Source organism: Allobosea sp. P4_H5, from assembly GCF_056400825.1.
Map to the genome: position 1 here is coordinate 369,591 of NZ_JBFUKM010000005.1, position 16,892 is coordinate 386,482.

Sequence of the window (16,892 nt, forward strand, 5' to 3'; positions counted from 1 at the left end):
GCGGGTTTGCCTCTTTCACACGGACGAGCCGGCGCTCGATCCCAGCACGACGACCTTGCTGCCGACAGGCACGCGCCGATAGAGGTCCATGATGTCCTGGTTGAGCAGGCGGATGCAGCCGGACGAGACCATTGTCCCGATCGTCCAGGGCTCGACGGTGCCATGCAGCCGGTAGAGCGTGTCGCGCCCGTCGCGATAGAGATAGAGCGCGCGCGGACCGAGCGGGTTGCCGGAGCCGCCGGCGAGGCCGCCAGCATGGCGACCATAGCGCTGCGGCTCGCGACGGATCATGTCCGGCGTCGGCGTCCAGCGCGGCCATTGCGCCTTGCGCGCGATCGTCGCGGCACCGCGGAAGTTGAAGCCTTCTTCCTTACCGACGCCGATCCCGTAGCGGATCGCGCGACCGCCTTCGCTAACCAGATAGGCATAGCGTTCCCCGGGATCGACGACGACGGTTCCCGGCCGCTCGGCCGTGCGATAGCCGACCTCGCGCCGTAGGAATTCGGGCTCGATCTCGCTGAGATCGACGGCCGGTACCGGAAAGGGCTCGCCATCGGCGGCGGCGTAGATCGAAGCGTAGTCGGCCTCGAACATGTCGAGGCGCTTGGCCAACGACTGGCCGGAAAGCTCGGCTGCGGGTCTCGTCACGCAACCGGATAGCAGGAACGGGCTGCCGAGCAGCAGGCTGCGTCTGTCGATGGGCATTCGGTCTATCGGCTCGCATAACGGAATTGGTGAGGCGATAGAGCAATTTGCTGGAATAGCGTCGATCCGTTATGAGGTGATGGATATCATAACCAATGGATATGCATGGATATCGCCGCTGCCCTGAGGGCTTTCGTGCGCACCGTCGAGCGCGGATCGGTCACCGCCGCCGCGCGCGATCTCTCCGTGTCGCAACCGGCCGTCACCAAGCACTTGCGCAATCTCGAACGGCATGTCGGCGCCCGTCTGCTGGAGCGCTCGGCCCGCATGGTCCGGCCGACCGTGCAAGGCAAGGCGCTTTACGAGGCCAGCCGGAACGCGCTTTCCACCATCGATGCGGCGCTTGAGGGCGTGCGCCATGAGATGGGGGCGGTCGAAGGGCTGCTGCGCGTGCACGCGCCGTCCTGCATCGGCGCAAGGCACCTCCATCCGATCGCGCTCGCCTTTCAGGAGCGCTATCCCGGCGTGACCATCGATCTGGTGCTGGAGAACCGCGCGGTCGACCTGATCCATGAGGGCTTCGATCTCGCGCTCCGATATGGCCGTCCGGACGGACAGGAACTGATTGTCCGGCGCCTTGGCCTGGTACGCCGCATCCTGGTGGCGGCGCCGAGTTTCCTCGAGCGCTCGGGTCCGGTTGAGACGCCGGCGCGTCTCTCCGAGATCGATATCGTGACCACGCCGACGCTGCTCTCGCCGCGCGATGTGCTGCCGTTGCGTCGAGGAGGCGAGAGCATCGACGTGCCGGTGCGGCCGATCATGCGCACGAACGCCGCCGAGACGATCGTCGCGACCCTGCTGTCGGGACGCGCCGCCGGACCGGTGCAGCAGCTTCTCGTCGCGGATGAGCTCGCTTCAGGTCGGCTCGTCCGCATCCTGCCGGACTACGAGGTCAAGCCGACGGAGGCCTTCTGGACCTTCCCCTCGGTACGCTTCATGCGCCCGGTCGTGCGCGCCTTCACCGATTTCGCCATCCCGGCCTTGCGCGCCGTGGACGGGGTCGATGCCGGAGATATACGTCCGGAGACGGCTTAGGCCAGTCTGGTTCTTCAGCCGCTTTCCGCCAGCACGAGCAGCCCCGGCACCGGCTGGCCGCGGTCGATGCGGGTGCTCCGTGGCTCGATCAGCGCTGGCCTCAGCCGGGTTTCGGCGAGCGCGTCCCTGATCCAGCTCTCGGCATGGGCGAAGCGCCGGTCCTGCCCGACGGTGATGCCCTCGCCGTCATGGCTCTGCACGGTGAAGGCGAGCAGCCCACCCGCCTTGAGCACCCGCGCGCTCTGATGGAAGCAGGGGGCGAGGTCGCCGAGATAGACGAAGACGTCGGCGGCGATGACGAGATCGGCCGAGGCGTCTGGCCGGCTCGCCAGAAAGGCCGTGAGGCCGGCGGTCGCGAGCTTGTCGTAGAGCGGCCCGCCGTCCTCGCGCGTCTTGGCCTGCGCCTTGGCGATCATGCGCGGCGAGAGATCGCAGCCGGCGAGGAACTGCACCTCGGTGCGGATCGCCTCGCCCATCAGCCCCGTACCGCAGCCGAGATCGAGGGCCGTCCCGAAATGGAAGGGGCGGCCGGTTTGTTCGCAATGCCTCGCCAGCGCCTCCTTCAGCAGCGCCGGCGCCTGGTACTGCAGCGTCCCGACCAGATGGCTGTCGAAGCGCTCGGCATAGCCGTCGAACAGGGCGCCTGAAAAGTTCTCCGAGGTGGCCTGTTCGGCCGCGAGCGCGCCGATGCGGGCGAGGTCGAGCTTGGCGCCGACATGGTCGTTCGGGTCTAGGTCGAGGCATTGCCGCCAGGCGGTCGCGGCCTCCTCATTGTGCCCGAGTGCCTCCTGGGCCAGCCCGTAGAGATGCCAGGCGGCGGTGAAACCGTAGTTCTCGGCGAGCGTTTGATCGAGGATGTCGATCGCCGCCTGCGGGTCGCCATCCTTGAGCGCCGCCTCGGCCCAGGCGTAGCGACGGTCGAGACGCTCATCCCCGGAACTGGCGGAGTACACGCTGCTGCCCTTTTCGATCATGCTGCGGGTTTAACCGAGCCAAATGACACTGGCCAGACGATGAAGCCTTCCGATCTGCTGACGCCGACGCCGGCCGGGCTCTATTGCCCACCGGCCGATATCTACATCGATCCGGTCCGTCCGGTGGCGCGAGCGCTGATCACCCATGGCCATTCCGACCATGCGCGTGCGGGCCATGGCGCCGTGCTGGCGACATCAGAGACGCTGGCGATCATGGCGCTGCGCTATGGCGAGGCTTTCACTGGCTCGCAGCAGGTGGCCGCTCCCGGTGAGGTGGTCCGCATCGGCGCGGTCGATTTCCGCTTCGTACCGGCCGGCCATGTCCTCGGCTCCGCCCAGATCGTGGTCGAGCACAAGGGTCTGCGCATCGTCGTCTCCGGCGACTACAAGCGCGAGCGCGATCCGACCTGCGCGCCCTTCGAGCCGGTGACCTGCGACGTCTTCATCACCGAGGCGACCTTCGGCCTGCCGGTCTTCCGCCATCCGCCGGCCCATGCCGAGACGGACAAGCTGCTCGATTCCGTCCGGCTCTTCCCCGATCGCACCCATATCGTCGGCGCCTATTCGCTGGGGAAGGCGCAACGATTGATGGCGCTGATCCGCGAGGCCGGCTACGAGCGGCCGCTCTACATCCACGGCGCGGTCGAGAAGATCACCGAGCTCTATCAGGCTGAAGGCATCCCGCTCGGCGAGATCCGCAAGATCGAGCCAAGCGAGCGCAAGGCCGAGGAACGCAAGGCATTTGCCGGCGAGATCGTCATCTGCCCGCCGAGCGCGATCCAGGACCTCTGGTCGCGCCGCTTCCCCGATCCTGTCACGGCCTTCGCCTCGGGCTGGATGCGGGTCAGGGCACGAGCGCGCCAGAAGGGCGTCGAGCTGCCGCTGATCATCTCCGACCATGCCGACTGGGACGACCTGCAGGCGACGATCCGCGAGGTCCAGGCGAACGAGATCTGGATCACCCATGGCGAGGCCGAGGCGCTGGCGCATTGGTGCGGTACGGTCGGCCTCAAGGGCATGCCGCTCCACCTCGTCGGCTATGGCGACGAGGGCGAAGCCGAGCCGGACGCAAAGCCGGCGGAGGCCAAATCGATTGAGGCGTTGCCATGAACCGCTTCGCCTGGCTGCTCGACCGCCTCGCTTATGAGCCGCGCCGCAACGGCAAGCTCGCGCTGATCGCCGATTACCTGCGCACCACGCCCGATCCCGACCGCGGCTATGCGCTGGCGGCGATGACCGGCGGGCTGGTGTTCCAGAATGCCAAGCCCGGCCTGATCCGCGCCTTGATCGCCGAACGCACCGACCCGGTCCTGTTCGCGCTCTCCTATGACTATGTCGGCGACCTCTCCGAGACGGTCGCGCTGATGTGGCCGGCCCGGCATGGTGCGAACGACGTGCCGCATCTGCCGGATGTCGTCGCCGGCCTGCAAAAGTCCGGCAAGACCGAGATGCCGCGCCTGATTGCCTCCTGGCTCGATGCACTCGACGAAACTGGCCGCTGGGCCCTGCTCAAGCTGATCACCGGCGCCCTGCGCATCGGCGTCTCCGCCCGCCTCGCCAAGACCGCAGCCGCGAGCCTCGGCGGTATTCCAGCTGATGAGGTCGAGCAGGTCTGGCATGGGCTGGAGCCGCCTTACACCGCACTCTTCGCCTGGCTGGAGGGCGCGGGCGCACGGCCGGAGGCGACCGATCCGGCGCCGTTCCGCCCGGTCATGCTCTCGCATGCGATCGAGGACGGCGATTTCGGCAAGCTGAACGCCGACGAATTCGCCGCCGAATGGAAATGGGACGGCATCCGCGTCCAGGCCGTCGCGGGCACGCGCCCTGATGGCAGCCGGACCGTCCGACTCTATTCCCGCACCGGCGAGGACATCGGCGCCGCTTTTCCCGACCTCACCGAGGCGTTCACGCAGGACGGTGCGATCGACGGCGAGCTGCTGGTGATGCGCGACGGCATCGTCCAGAGCTTCAACACGCTGCAGCAACGGCTCAACCGCAAGCAGGTGACGCCGAAGATGCTGGCCGAATTCCCGGCCCATATCCGCGCCTACGATCTCCTGGCCGAAGCCGACGATGATCTTCGTGCCCATCCCTATACCGAGCGGCGCGCCAGGCTTGAGGCCTTCCTCGCCCGGCTGGACAGCGCCCGTTTCGATCTCTCGCCGCGCATCGCCTTTTCGAGCTGGGAGGAACTGACCGAGGCCCGTGCCGATCCGGCTTCTGCGGGGGCTGGGGCCGATGCCGAGGCGGTCGAGGGCTGCATGCTGAAGCGGCTCGATTCGCCTTATTTGCCGGGCCGCCCCAAGGGCTACTGGTATAAATGGAAGCGCGATGCCCGGCTGGTCGATTGCGTGCTGATGTACGCCCAGCGCGGCCACGGCAAACGCTCCTCCTTCTATTCCGACTACACCTTTGGTGTCTGGCGAGTGGGGGAGGCGGGGGCGGACGAGCTGGTGCCGGTCGGCAAGGCCTATTTCGGGTTCACCGACGAGGAACTGATCGAGATCGACCGCTATGTCCGCAAGAACACTCTGAACCGCTTCGGCCCGGTGCGCGAGGTGACGCATACCCTCGCGAGAGGTCTCGTCTTCGAGGTGGCGTTCGAGGGGCTGCAGCGCTCGACGCGGCACAAATCCGGCGTCGCCATGCGCTTTCCCCGCATCAACCGAATCCGCTGGGACAAGCCGCCGGGCGAGGCCGACCGGATCGAGACATTGGAGGCGCTGCTGCCGGCAAGCTAGCGATCGCCTGTGTCTCCCGGCGATTGGAGATTGACAGCGCAGGATGCCCGGCGCTTGAACTTTCAAGGGGGAATCGCGCGGCATCTTGCCGGGCTTTGGCGCGCGGAGGGCATGATGACACGGATCGTGATCGCGGACGATCATCCGCTCTTCCGCGGCGCATTGCGCCAGGCGGTCTCGCATGCACTCGCCGGCTCGGAGGTCAGCGAGGTCGGCTCGCTCGAGGCGCTCGGCCAGGCGCTCGCCGAAGCCTCGGACATCGACCTCATCCTGCTCGATCTCTCCATGCCGGGCGTGCAGGGCTTTTCCGGCCTGCTCTTCCTGCGGGCATCCTATCCCGAGATCCCGGTGATCGTCGTCTCGGCCAATGACGATCCGGCCGTGATCCGCCGCTGCATCGAGTTCGGCGCGCTCGGCTTCCTGCCCAAGACCGCCGAAGTCGCGCAGATGGGCGAGGCGATCCAGGCCGTGCTCGACGGCGGCGTCTGGACCCCGCCGGGCGTCGATCTCTCTGCCCCGGTCGACCATGAGACCGCTGACATGGTCCGGCGTCTCGCCACGCTGACGCCGCAGCAGGTGCGCGTGCTGATGATGCTGTCGGAAGGGCTGCTCAACAAGCAGATCGCCTATGAGCTCGGCGTCTCCGAGGCGACGGTCAAGGCGCATGTCTCGGCGATCCTGACCAAGCTCAACGTCGACAGCCGCACCCAGGCCGTGATCGCCGCCGCCAAGATCGCCGGCGCCGGCTGGGCGGCGCAGGGCGCTTCGGCGACGAGCTGAACGCTTGGCGGTTGACGGCGGCGTTCAGGCCCGGTTCAAGCAGGGTCTGATTTGTCTATCGCTGTCGATCCGAAGGGAATTTCCATGGCCAATGGCGGTGGCACCGAGCGCTTCCTGGGCGGTTCTCTCCTCAGCGTCCTCGTGCGCCTGTTCTTCATCTCGCTCCTGGTCGGCGCGGCCATGGCCTTTCTTGGCCTGTCGCCGCGGGGCCTCTTCGACTCGGCGCTGCGCTTCGTCCGCTCGATCACCGATATGGGCTTCGACGCGGTCCGCGAGGTCGGCGGCTGGGCCCTCGCGGGCGCACTGGTCGTCGTACCGCTCTGGCTGCTCAGCCGCCTGTTCGCCTCGAAGCGGTAGAGGCAGGAGCAGAGACCGGCGCAGGCTTTCTAGCTGTAGCAGTTCCTCGGCGGTCAAGATTGCACCGCCTCAGGGCTTATCCCTATCGTGAGGCATGTCTAACGCCCCAATGGCCCGCCACCCGCACCCGCATGCCTTGGCGGCTTCGCTGCCCAAGACGCTTCCCGATGCTCGCATTCGCTACGGGGAGGCGAGCCCCGTTCAGTTCGCGGACCTCCGGTTGCCACGCACGCCGCCGCCCCCTGGCGGCTTCCCGGTCGCTGTCTTCGTGCACGGGGGCGGCTGGCTCGCGGACTGGACGAAGGACTATGCCGCACCCTTTGTCGAGGCCCTGACCGGAGCCGGGCTCGCGACCTGGGACCTTGAGTTCCGCCGCATGGGCAACCGAAATGGCGGCTATCCCGAGACTTTCCGAGATGTCGGTCTTGCAGCCGACCATTTGCGCGAGGTCGCGCGATCTTACCCGCTCGACCTCAATCGAGTGGTCGCGATGGGCCATTCCACCGGCGGTCACCTCGCCCTCTGGCTCACTGGCCGGCACAACTTACGCCCCGAAAGCCCGCTCTTCGTCCCCGATCCGCTGCCTCTGAAGGGCGTCATTTCGCTTGGGGGCGTCAACGATCTCGAACACTCCCTCGAGTTCGGGGGGCGAGCGGACATTCTGACCTTGCTAGGCGCGACCTCGGCGACAGAGGCAGCCTCGCTCTTTAACGAGACTTCGCCCCTGCGCCTCTTACCCTTTGGCGTTCCGCAGGTTCTCATTCTGGGCACGCTGGAGGATGATTGGCGGATCGAGATGACCCGTGCCTACGCTGAAACTGCGAAACGGTCCGGCGATGTCGTTCGGCTCCTGAAGCCCGAGGGCATGGATCACTTCGATGTGGTCGATTCCTTCGGCCCTGCTTTCGCTTTGATCGCACCGGAGGTGGTGGCCTTGGTACACGGATCGCTGACACCGCGGTAAAGGCTATGTTGATCCACTGAGTCTGCTCACGATCCACTGCGGTCAGCCGAACGTGCAGCTTCAGCCCATCTCGCCGTGCGCAATCGCCTCCGCATCGCGTCCGACCAGCGCGTCGAGCCGCGGCAGACCGGCCTTGCGCATCTGCATGTCGAGCCCGCGCTTGACCTCGCCGACCAGCCCCGGACCCTTGAACACCATCGCCGAATAGAACTGCAGCAGGCTCGCCCCGGCCCGGACCTTGGCGAAGGCGGTCTGCGCCGAATCGATGCCGCCGACGCCGATCAGCGGGAACTGGCGTTCGACTCGCAGGAAGGTCTCGGCGAGGATCCGCGTCGAGGCCGAGAAGAGCGGCTTGCCCGAGAGGCCGCCGGTCTCGGTCTTGCTTGCGCTGCGCAGGCTGTCTGGTCGCGCGATCGTGGTGTTCGAGACGATCATGCCGTCGACCTTGCGGCGGCGGGCGACCGCGACCATGCCGTCGAGCTCGGCCATGGAGAGGTCGGGCGCGATCTTGATCAGGACCGGCGTCGGCTTGCCACCGGCGGCGGCTTCGTCGCGGGCGGCGAGGGTGCGCGCGATCAGGTCGTCGAGCGCGCTCTCGGCCTGCAGGTCGCGCAGGCCGGGCGTGTTCGGCGAGGAGACGTTGACGGTGAGGAAATCGGCGAGCGGCGCGAGCCTTCCTGCCAGCACCGCATAATCGGCGCTGCGATCGGCCGAGTCCTTGTTGGCGCCGAGGTTGACGCCGACGATGCCGCCTTTCCTGCGCCGCGCGGCGAGCCTCGCGGCGACCGCCTCCATGCCCTCGCTGTTGAGGCCATAGCGGTTGATCACTGCCTCGTCCTCCGGCAGGCGGAAGACGCGCGGGCGCGGATTGCCCGGCTGCGGCAGCGGCGTCACCCCGCCGACCTCGACGAAGCCGAAGCCGAGGCCCAGCGCGCCGTCGATCGCCTCGGCATGCTTGTCGAAGCCGGCGGCGAGCCCGACCGGATTGGCAAAGCGCAGGCCGAAGGCCTCGACCGCCAGCGATGGCGGATCGGCCGCCGGTCGCAGCGGCGGCGCGGCGGATAGCGCCGCGATCGTCAGCCGGTGAGCCTGCTCGGCGTCGAGCTTGTGGATCAGCGGCCGCGCCAGGCCGAACAGCGCTCCGATCACGCGACATCCTCCGGGAAGATATCCTCTGGAAAGACATGGCCGCTCTCGCCTGAAGGCAGCGGCGCGATCCAGCGCGCCTGCTTCGGGTCGAACGAGGCATAAAGATGCGGGAACAGCGCCCCGCCGCGCGATGGCTCGTAGCGCAAGGCTTCGCCAAGCACGGCATCGTCGATGGCGATCAGCAGCAGCCCATCCTGGCCGGCGAAATGCCTGGTGGCGGTCTCGCGGGCCTGCGCGCCGGTCGAGAAATGGATGAAGCCGTCGGCGAGGTCGACCGGCGCTCCCTGGAAGAGGCCTGCGGCCTCGGCTTCGCGCCAGAGCGCCTCGGGACAGATCTTGTAGATGAGCGGCATGGTGCCGGACATATCGCCTGACGGCCGTCGGCAAAAGCGGAAACCGTGCCGCACCGTGCCGGCTCCCGGATTTCTTCAGTCAGCGGCCGATTGCAAACGCGAATCAGATTGAATTCTTATCGAATAGGGGATATTTCCTATTTCGATCCCGCTTTGCGCCGCGCCGGCACCATCAGGAACGAGGCCTCTCCGCGATGCTGTCCCATGACCAGATCTGGAGCGCGATCGACACGCTCGCCCAGCGTTATGGCCTGACGCCGTCGGGCCTCGCCCGCAAGGCCGGGCTCGACGCCACCACCTTCAACCGCTCGAAGCGCATTGGCGCCGACGGGCGCGAGCGCTGGCCCTCGACCGAATCGATCGCCAAGATCCTCTCCGCCACCGGCGCCTCCTTCGATGAGTTCATGAACGTGCTGCGCCGCGGCGTGCCGCCGGCCCATACGATTCCGCTGATCGGCTTCGCCCAGGCCGGGTCCGGCGGCTTCTTCGACGATGGCGGCTTTCCGGTCGGCTCAGGCTGGGACGAGGTCGCCTTTCCCGGCCTGCAGGACGAGAAGGCCTATGCGCTGGAGATCGCCGGCGATTCGATGCTGCCGCTCTATCGCGACGGTGACACCATCATCGTCTCGCCTGGTGTTGCGATCCGCCGCGGCGACCGGGTCGTGGTCAAGACCGTCGAGGGCGAGGTGCTGGCCAAGCAGCTCCGGCGCCAGACGGCGAAGACGGTCGAGCTCGCCTCGCTCAATCCGGAGCATGCCGACCGAGTGCTAGCGCTCGCCGAGATCGCCTTCATGGCGCGGGTGATCTGGGCGAGCCAGTAGGCGACTCGTTTCCGGCAGGCTGCGAGGTGCTAGGCAGCTGTGCGCTGCGCCGGCAGCGACACCGTGAACACCGCGCCGATCTCGGACGGTTCCAGCGCGATCATGCCGCCATGCAGCCGCACCAGCTCGGCCGCGATGGCGAGTCCGAGGCCGGTTCCGCCGGGATTGACCGAGCCGCGGAAGGCCTGGAACAGGTTGTCGCGCGCCCGTGGCGGCACGCCCGGCCCATTGTCGGCAATGCGCAGGACGATCTCCTCATGGCGCTGGCCGGCGCTGATCCGGAGCATCGGGGTGCGCTCGCCGGCTTCCATGATGCCGTCGAGCGCCTGGATCGCATTGCGCATCAGGTTGGAGAGCACCCGTGCCATCTGGTCGGGATCGCAAGGGGCGATCACCTCGGCCGGGATTTCGTTGGCGAAGGCGATCGCGCCGTTCTCGCCGAGGCCGAGCAGTTCGGCCTGCTCGGCGACGAGCTGGCGCAGCGCCACATCGCGCAATGCCGGCGTCGCCTCGGTGGCGCGGCCATAGGCCAGCGTCGCCTGGCAGAAATCGATGGCGCGCCCGAGCGTCGCGATCAGCCGCGGCGCAAAGCGCCGGATCTTCGGATCGCGCGTCTCGGTCAGCCGGTCCGACATCAATTGCGCCGCCGCCAGCATGTTGCGCAGGTCGTGATTGATCTTGCTGACGGCGAGGCCGAGTTCGGCGAGGTGCTTCTTGGCCCTGAGGTCGTCGGCGAGCGTCGCCTGCATGCGTGCCAGCGCCCGCTGCGCCTCGCCGATCTCGTCGGCGCGCTGCGTCGGTTCGATGATCCGGCGCGGATTCTCCGGATCGTGCTCGAACTCCATCACATTGGCGGCGAGATGCCGGATCGGCTGCACGATCAGCCAGTTCAGCGAGAGATAGACCAGCCCGGCGGTCAGGATCGAGATGATCAGCGTGACCAGCGTCAGGTTGACCGAGAATTTCAGCATGGCGCGGTGCAGCGGCCGCTCGTCGATGACGATCTCGACGAAGTCGGCGGCGCCGACCGCCTGCCCGACAACCCGGATCGGCATCTCATGCGAGGGGCTGACCAGCGTCGCCACTGATTCGACGATCGACTGCATCCAGCTCTGATCGCGCAGGTCGACGGTCCTGGCGACCTCGTGCGGCATCGAATCGAGGCTGAGCAGGCGGCGCGCACCGCCGACGCGTGCAGCGATGGCGGAGGCGCCGACGCCAGCCAGCAGCCGCTCCTCGCTGCCCTCGGGCAGGCCTTCGGCCGGGGCATTTTCCAGGACGAGCACGGCGATCTGAGCCGCCGCCAGCCTGTCGTTCAGCCAGTTGCGCCGGAAGTTCGCGACCGAGGGCAGATAGATCAGCACCTCCGCCAGCATCACGAACAGGATGGTGAGCACGAGCAGCTTGGCCGACAGGCCGAGCTGCGTCGGCCCGCGCGCTACGCTGATCGACAAAGTGTTGGGATCGAACCGTCTTACTGACATCAACAGCCAGTCTATCCGAAACGGCGCAGGAAGCCGATGAGGCGGCGGATGCCCGGCTTTGCCGCAAGCGGTGCCTGGAAGGAGAGCGCCGCCTTCTGCGACAGCTCCGACAGGCTCTGGGCTGGCGCGATCAGCCCGGCCATCTCCCTGACGTTCATCCGCTGCTGGATGGCGAGCCCCCAGGGCACGATCAATTCGGACGCCTGCGCCCCGGCGATGACGACGCCGAGAATGCCACCCTTGCGGTCGGTCAGCAGCTTGACCAGCCCCTCCGTTTGTCGCTCGGCCTGGGCGCGCCCGCTCTCGGCGAAGGGAAAGCGCAGCACCCGGATCTCGCCTTGCGCGCGCGCTTGCGGCTCGCTCAGGCCGACGCTCGCCAGTTCCGGCCGGCCATGGACGGTGCGCGGTACCTCTTCGCGCCGGAAGCGGACAGGCTGGCGAAACAGGGCGTTGCGGAGCACGAGGCCGGCCTGATGCTGGGCGGCATGGCGGGACGCCATCCCGCTCGCGGCTCCACCGGCGCAATCGCCGATGGCGTAGATGCTGCGATTGGCGGTCCGCAGCGAGGCGTCGACGACGATCCCGGTCTCGTCGCTGCGGACACCGGCGAGGTCGAGCTCAAGGCCTGCGATGTTCGGCCGACGCCCGTTCGTGGCCAGCAGATGCGTGCCGTCGATCCTGATCTCGCCGTCGAGGACAAGGCGAGGGCGCTGGCGATGGCTCTCGGCCCGCAGGATCGGTCGGCCCTCATGCAACGCGATGCCGTCGCCGAGCAGGGCGCGACGGAGCACCCCGACCGCTTCCGGATCCTCGTCGGGCAACAGGCCTTCCCGCGCGATCAGCGCGACCTCGCTGCCGAGCGCGCGCATCGCCTGCGCCAGCTCGACGGCAGCCGCCGTGCCGCCGAGCACGATCAGCCGCTCCGGTCGCTTCGCGAGTTCGAAGATGCTGTCCTCGGTCAGGCAGGGCAGCTCGGCCAGGCCGGGAAGCTCAGGCATTGCCGGCAGTGAGCCGGTCGCGACGACGAAGCGCCGCGCCTTGATCACGCTCTCGCCGACGGCGACCTGGCGGCGATTCTGGAAACGCGTCTCGCCCTTGAGCACGAGCACGCCCAAGGCGGCGAGGCGTTCATCCGAGTCGTTTGCGGCCAGTCTCTCTGACACCTGGTCGAGATGGGCCCGTACGCGCCCGTAATCGATCTCGCCGACATCCCGTACGAGGCTGAAGGCCTCGGCATCCGCGATGGCCTGTGCGCGCTGGGCCACGGCCCGCAGAGCCTGGCCACGTGCGCCCTCGTTGAGGGAAAACGCATTCCCACCCTGCCGGACCAGTACCGTCCGGACGCCGAATAGAGTGGCCGCGGTCGCAACTGCGAGCCCGCCGGGCGTATCGCCGATGACGCAGATATCCGGCGTCAACGGCTCCTTGCTGGCTGCAGGGCTGGCGGTTTGGCTCACGCCGCATCTCCCGGTCGCTGTCTTGCTCGTGCAGATGCGTTGCCGTTGCGGCGGAATCAAGCTCGCTGCTGCGATAACCGGGTGGAAGCAGTCAATTCGGGCGGGACGATGGTCGAGCCGTGCTCAGGCGATCTTGCGCGGTTCGTCGCCCTTGCTGAACTCCGACACCGGCTGCGGCCGGCCGAACAGATAGCCCTGGGCGCGCTGGGCGCCGAGCAGTTGCACCGCCATGCGCTGCGCCTCGGTCTCGATACCCTCGACGACGACGTTCATCGACAGGCGCCGGGCGAGCTGGCAGACCGCCTCGATCACCGCCTTGGAGGCCTCGTCGCTGTTGACGTCGCGGCTGAAGCTCTGATCGATCTTCACCTGCGAGAACGGGTAGGTCGAGAGATAGGCGAGGGAGGAATAGCCCGTCCCGAAATCGTCGAGCGCGAACTTCACGCCGATCGCGCGCAACTCGTTGATGACTTCGAGCGTCGTCTTGTTGTCCTCGATCAGCAGCGATTCCGTCACTTCGAGCGTCAGGCGGCCCGGCGCGAGATGGGCGAGCAGCAGCGCATTCTTGACGGTCTCGACGATCCGGCGCGGCTCGCGGAACTGCAGCGGCGAGATGTTGACGGAGACGCCGATGCCGCCAGGCCATTTCGCCGCGTCGCGGCAGGCCTGGCGGATGGCCCAGTCGCCCATGCCGGCGATCAGGCCGGATTGCTCGGCGATCGGGATGAAGACGCCGGGCGGCACCATGCCGCGGGTCGGGTGCCGCCAGCGCATCAGCGCCTCGCGCGTCACGATCTCCTGCGTGCGCAGGTCGATTATCGGCTGATAGTAAAGCTCCAGCGCGCCTTCGGTGGTCGCCTGACGCAGGTCGACCTCGATCTCGTGGCGTTCGAGCATCTCCTCGGCCATGGCCGGGTCGAAGAAGGTCGCTGTGTTGCGGCCGGCTGCCTTGGCCTTGTAGAGCGCGGTGTCGGCATGGCGCAGCAGGTCGGCCGGGGTCGCGCCGTCCACCGGGGCAAGCGCGATGCCGATGCTGGCCGTGACGTAGACGGTCTTGGTCTCCAGCTCGAAGGCGCGGTCCATCGCCTCGATCATGCGCTGCGCGATCATCCTGACCGTCGCGACATCGGTCGCCGGCAGGATCAGGACGAACTCGTCGCCGCCGAAGCGGGCGAGAAGGTCGTTGTGGCGGATCGCGCTCTTCAGCCGCGCTGCCGTCTGGACCAGCACCCGGTCGCCGATGTCGTGGCCGAGATTGTCGTTGACCTGCTTGAAGCCGTCGAGGTCGATATAGAGCAGCGCGAAGGTCTCGCCGGTCCGCTCCTGCCGGCGGAAAGCTTCGGCGAGATGCGAGTTGAACTCGAAGCGGTTGGCGAGTCCGGTCAGCTCGTCGAAGCGCGCCATCTGCTCGATCCGCGCCTCGGTCGCCTTCCGCTCGGTCGCATCCTCGGTCAGCATCAGCACGCCGCCCTCGGCCGCGGGCGCGATGGTGACGACGAGCATGCGGCCGTTACGCGACTGCAATTCGTAGATGGCTGCCTGCTGCGTCGCCTGGACGCCGTCGAGGGCCGCCTTGATGTCGCGGACCTGCTCCGGCGTCATCACTTGCCGCTCGACCAGGAAACGCGCGATCGCGCTGATCGGCGTGCCTGGCAAGGCGAGTGTCTCGGGAATGCCGTAAAGGGCTGCATGCGGCGCGTTCGAGACCGCGAGGTCGAGCTTGCGGTCGAACATCGCCAGGCCATGGATCATCGTGTTGAGCGCGGCGTCGAGCGTCAGGTTCTGCGAGCGTAGGGCCGTCGCCAGCGCTTTGGATTGCTTCATCGCGTCGCTCAGCGCCAGCAGGTTGCGGTGCAGCGAGTTGGTGATCGCGATATTGGCGACGACATAGAGGAAGGCGAAATAGCCGATGTACTGGTAGTAGGGATTGTGCGCCTGGATCAGGCCGACCGCCATCGGCACGCAGAAGGTCAGCAACTGGACGGCGACGAATTTCGGCCGCCCGGCATTGCGCGCGACATAGCCGGAGGCAAGCGCGATCGTCGACGATACCGAGGTGATGTGGGCGGCAGGGTCGTCCGTCCAGGCCAGCGCGGCATAGCAGCTGAAGCCGAGAACGGCGCTGAATACGGTCGCGCCGAAGAAATACTCCCGGTCCCAGCGCGTGGTCTGGGCGAGCGTGTCTTCGGCATGGTCTAGCCGGCGATAGCGGACCACGGTGATGATCCGCATGACGACGACCAGCGCGACGCAGATCGTCAGCGCCATGAACAGCTCGGCCCTCGTCGAGACCCAGCACAGGAAAGGCGTGAGAATGCCGGCGATGCCGCCTGGGATGATCGAGCCCGGCGAGGAGAACAGCGAGGAGACCAGCAGGCGATAATCGGCGAGATCGACCGCGCTCCGGCCGTCATGTCCGGCCGGCTGCTCTGCGATCGCTCTATCGGCGCTGGCGCTATGCAACCGGTTCGCCACTCCCGCCATCCACTCCTGCCTTGTGACGGTCACTGGAGAGGCGGGTGTACGACCCCTTCCTTTGCCGCATCATCTAACGGCTTTAAGAGGGAAAGGTAAAAGTTTCATGAGGGTTACGCGGCGGAGTCGCACGATCGACGCGAACGCCGACCGTGCCGGGGCTTTCCGCTGTCTGCTCAGGCGGCGCCGGCGCCGGCGCGGGCGAACGCCTCCTCGGGGCCGCGCTGGTAGACGCGGGCCAGCATGCGGTCCTGCGTCTGGGCGATGCGCTGCAGCTTGGAGATCGCGCTCGGGTGCAGGCGCAGCATGCAGTCGGTCCAGAGCTGGCCGAGATATTCGAGCTCCTCGCGCAAATTGCCGGCGCGGCGGTTGAAGGCCGAGAACAGCGCGGTGCGGGCTGCGTGGATCGGCAGCGAGTCGGAGGCGTATTTGCGGATCCAGTCCTCGCCCGTGCCGGTCGGCACCACCGCTTCCAGCCCGCCCGCCGCCAGGAACTCGGCCGCGCTCATCTCCTCGCCCGATTGCAGCATGTGCTCGGCGGCCCGCGGGCCCATCCGGCGCGACAGCACGCCGACGGCGGTGATCGGGAAATGGTTGAACTTGATCTCGGGGTAGACGAACGAGGCCTGCTCCTCGGCGATCATGACGTTGCATGAGCGCGGCGCGTCGATGCCGCCACCGATCGCCTTGGCATGGATCGTCGACAGCGTCACGGCCATGCCGTTGAGGCCGCTGGCATTGCGCAGCGCGCCCTCGACCGAGAGCCGGGCATATTCCGCCAGGGCCGGGCGGTCGTTCTTGGCGAGGCAGTCGAGATAGAAGTCGAGATCGCCGCCGAGGGTGAAGAACGGCCCGGTGCCGCGGAAGGCGAGGAAGCGCACCGGCGCGTTATGGTACTGCTCCGGCGCGCCCCAGAGATCGATGATCGCCTGCTGCACCTTGCCGAGGCTCTCGAGCAGCTGCAGCGTGAAGACCGGCTTCAGCTCCGGCTTGATGGTGACCCAGAGCAGGCGCAGCTCCTGCTCATAGGCGAGCTGGACCTCCGGCAGGAAGCCGGCGTGACGGCGGATCGTCTCGATCACCTCTCCGTCGGCGAGCTCGGCAGCGGCCTGGCCGCCCACCGTCGGTGCATAGCTCTGAAACATCGTGTCGTCTCCGCCTAGTCCCGCACCCCTCGACGCCGCCGAGGGTAGAGAAAGTTAATAATCTGTAAACGCAAACTGCCGGAAATGGTTAATTTCGTTAGGCTTTATTCGTTAATGCCGAAGTCGGCTCACGGTCTGGAAACGCATCCATCGGTTGTCCTGCCGTCGCCGCTGTCGTTGCCGTCGATGCACGCAATGGGCGTGCCAGCATAACACTCGTCGGTCAGGGTTGCCGAGATAATAAAAATTTTACCAATCGCAGCAGGACCTTGCGGCCTCTCCCGGCCGGAGCGGCGCAGCCTGTCGATCGGGTGGGCCGATGCGGCTGCAGGCCGCCTTGGAGCAGGGCTGTTTCATCCGGAGACCGGCGACGCCGCAGTTGTGCCGCAATCGACCGTGCAAGGAATGTTGTGCCGCCGCTCTGGTCTTGTCCGGGCCGGGTTGAGCGGCTA

Annotated in this window: 15 protein-coding genes; 7 read left to right on the top strand and 8 right to left on the bottom strand. The window is 67.3% G+C overall.

All coding sequences use genetic code 11. The annotated features are described in order from the left end of the window. Positions 1–15 precede the first annotated feature (15 nt). A complete protein-coding gene (locus AC1DS0_RS13005) occupies positions 16–705 on the bottom strand; it encodes a L,D-transpeptidase (RefSeq protein WP_476814751.1) in 690 nt (229 codons plus the stop codon). Between the two features lie 105 nt (positions 706–810). Between AC1DS0_RS13005 and AC1DS0_RS13010 the strand changes: the two genes are divergently transcribed. Continuing rightward, entirely contained in the window at positions 811–1,740 is a 930-nt protein-coding gene (locus AC1DS0_RS13010) for a LysR family transcriptional regulator (RefSeq protein WP_476814752.1), read from the top strand. 14 nt (positions 1,741–1,754) lie between these two features. Here the strand turns inward: AC1DS0_RS13010 and AC1DS0_RS13015 are convergent, their stop codons facing one another. After that, a complete protein-coding gene (locus tag AC1DS0_RS13015; RefSeq protein WP_476814753.1) occupies positions 1,755–2,693 on the bottom strand; it encodes a class I SAM-dependent methyltransferase in 939 nt (312 codons plus the stop codon). 60 nt (positions 2,694–2,753) lie between these two features. On the opposite strand from AC1DS0_RS13015, the gene AC1DS0_RS13020 reads away from it, so the two are divergent. The 5 genes from AC1DS0_RS13020 (at position 2,754) to AC1DS0_RS13040 (ending at position 7,556) form a co-directional block, all read left to right on the top strand. Further along, positions 2,754–3,824: a ligase-associated DNA damage response exonuclease gene (locus AC1DS0_RS13020; RefSeq protein ID WP_476814754.1), complete on the top strand. Its 1,071-nt coding sequence runs from the start codon at positions 2,754–2,756 to the stop codon at positions 3,822–3,824. Further along, a complete protein-coding gene (locus AC1DS0_RS13025) occupies positions 3,821–5,455 on the top strand; it encodes a cisplatin damage response ATP-dependent DNA ligase (RefSeq protein ID WP_476814755.1) in 1,635 nt (544 codons plus the stop codon). Before AC1DS0_RS13020 ends, AC1DS0_RS13025 begins: the two co-directional genes overlap by 4 nt. Before the next feature lie 114 nt (positions 5,456–5,569). Next, the gene (locus AC1DS0_RS13030; RefSeq protein ID WP_425285432.1) at positions 5,570–6,235 is read left to right on the top strand and encodes a response regulator; all 666 of its coding nucleotides are present in this window, start codon (positions 5,570–5,572) and stop codon (positions 6,233–6,235) included. An 84-nt stretch (positions 6,236–6,319) separates the two neighbouring features. After that, positions 6,320–6,592 carry a DUF6460 domain-containing protein gene (locus tag AC1DS0_RS13035; RefSeq protein WP_152016635.1) on the top strand — a complete coding sequence of 91 codons (273 nt, stop codon included), beginning with the start codon at positions 6,320–6,322 and terminating at the stop codon, positions 6,590–6,592. Between the two features lie 136 nt (positions 6,593–6,728). After that, positions 6,729–7,556, top strand: coding sequence for an alpha/beta hydrolase (locus tag AC1DS0_RS13040; RefSeq protein ID WP_476814756.1), 828 nt, complete (start codon positions 6,729–6,731; stop codon positions 7,554–7,556). Positions 7,557–7,616: 60 nt separating this feature from the next. On the opposite strand, the gene AC1DS0_RS13045 is transcribed toward AC1DS0_RS13040, so the two are convergent. Together AC1DS0_RS13045 and AC1DS0_RS13050 are read right to left on the bottom strand one after the other, a co-directional pair. After that, a complete protein-coding gene (locus AC1DS0_RS13045; protein ID WP_476814757.1) occupies positions 7,617–8,705 on the bottom strand; it encodes a quinone-dependent dihydroorotate dehydrogenase in 1,089 nt (362 codons plus the stop codon). After that, positions 8,702–9,058, bottom strand: a complete 357-nt coding sequence (locus AC1DS0_RS13050) for a DUF952 domain-containing protein (RefSeq protein ID WP_476814758.1) — start codon at positions 9,056–9,058, stop codon at positions 8,702–8,704. Before AC1DS0_RS13050 ends, AC1DS0_RS13045 begins: the two co-directional genes overlap by 4 nt. Before the next feature lie 194 nt (positions 9,059–9,252). On the opposite strand from AC1DS0_RS13050, the gene AC1DS0_RS13055 reads away from it, so the two are divergent. After that, positions 9,253–9,879, top strand: coding sequence for a S24 family peptidase (locus AC1DS0_RS13055; protein WP_476814759.1), 627 nt, complete (start codon positions 9,253–9,255; stop codon positions 9,877–9,879). Positions 9,880–9,908: 29 nt separating this feature from the next. Here AC1DS0_RS13055 and AC1DS0_RS13060 read toward each other — a convergent pair whose 3' ends face one another. The 4 genes from AC1DS0_RS13060 to AC1DS0_RS13075 all read right to left on the bottom strand — a co-directional run bounded on the left by AC1DS0_RS13060 (position 9,909) and on the right by AC1DS0_RS13075 (position 16,440). Beyond that, positions 9,909–11,363 (bottom strand): sensor histidine kinase, encoded by a 1,455-nt coding sequence (locus tag AC1DS0_RS13060; RefSeq protein ID WP_476814760.1) that lies wholly within the window; start codon positions 11,361–11,363, stop codon positions 9,909–9,911. Positions 11,364–11,374: 11 nt separating this feature from the next. Continuing rightward, a complete protein-coding gene (locus tag AC1DS0_RS13065) occupies positions 11,375–12,820 on the bottom strand; it encodes a dihydrolipoyl dehydrogenase family protein (RefSeq protein WP_476814761.1) in 1,446 nt (481 codons plus the stop codon). Between the two features lie 123 nt (positions 12,821–12,943). After that, positions 12,944–15,295: a putative bifunctional diguanylate cyclase/phosphodiesterase gene (locus AC1DS0_RS13070; protein ID WP_476814762.1), complete on the bottom strand. Its 2,352-nt coding sequence runs from the start codon at positions 15,293–15,295 to the stop codon at positions 12,944–12,946. A 176-nt stretch (positions 15,296–15,471) separates the two neighbouring features. Beyond that, on the bottom strand, positions 15,472–16,440 hold the full coding sequence (locus AC1DS0_RS13075; RefSeq protein WP_476814763.1) for an enoyl-CoA hydratase-related protein: 969 nt from the start codon (positions 16,438–16,440) through the stop codon (positions 15,472–15,474). Positions 16,441–16,892 lie beyond the last annotated feature (452 nt).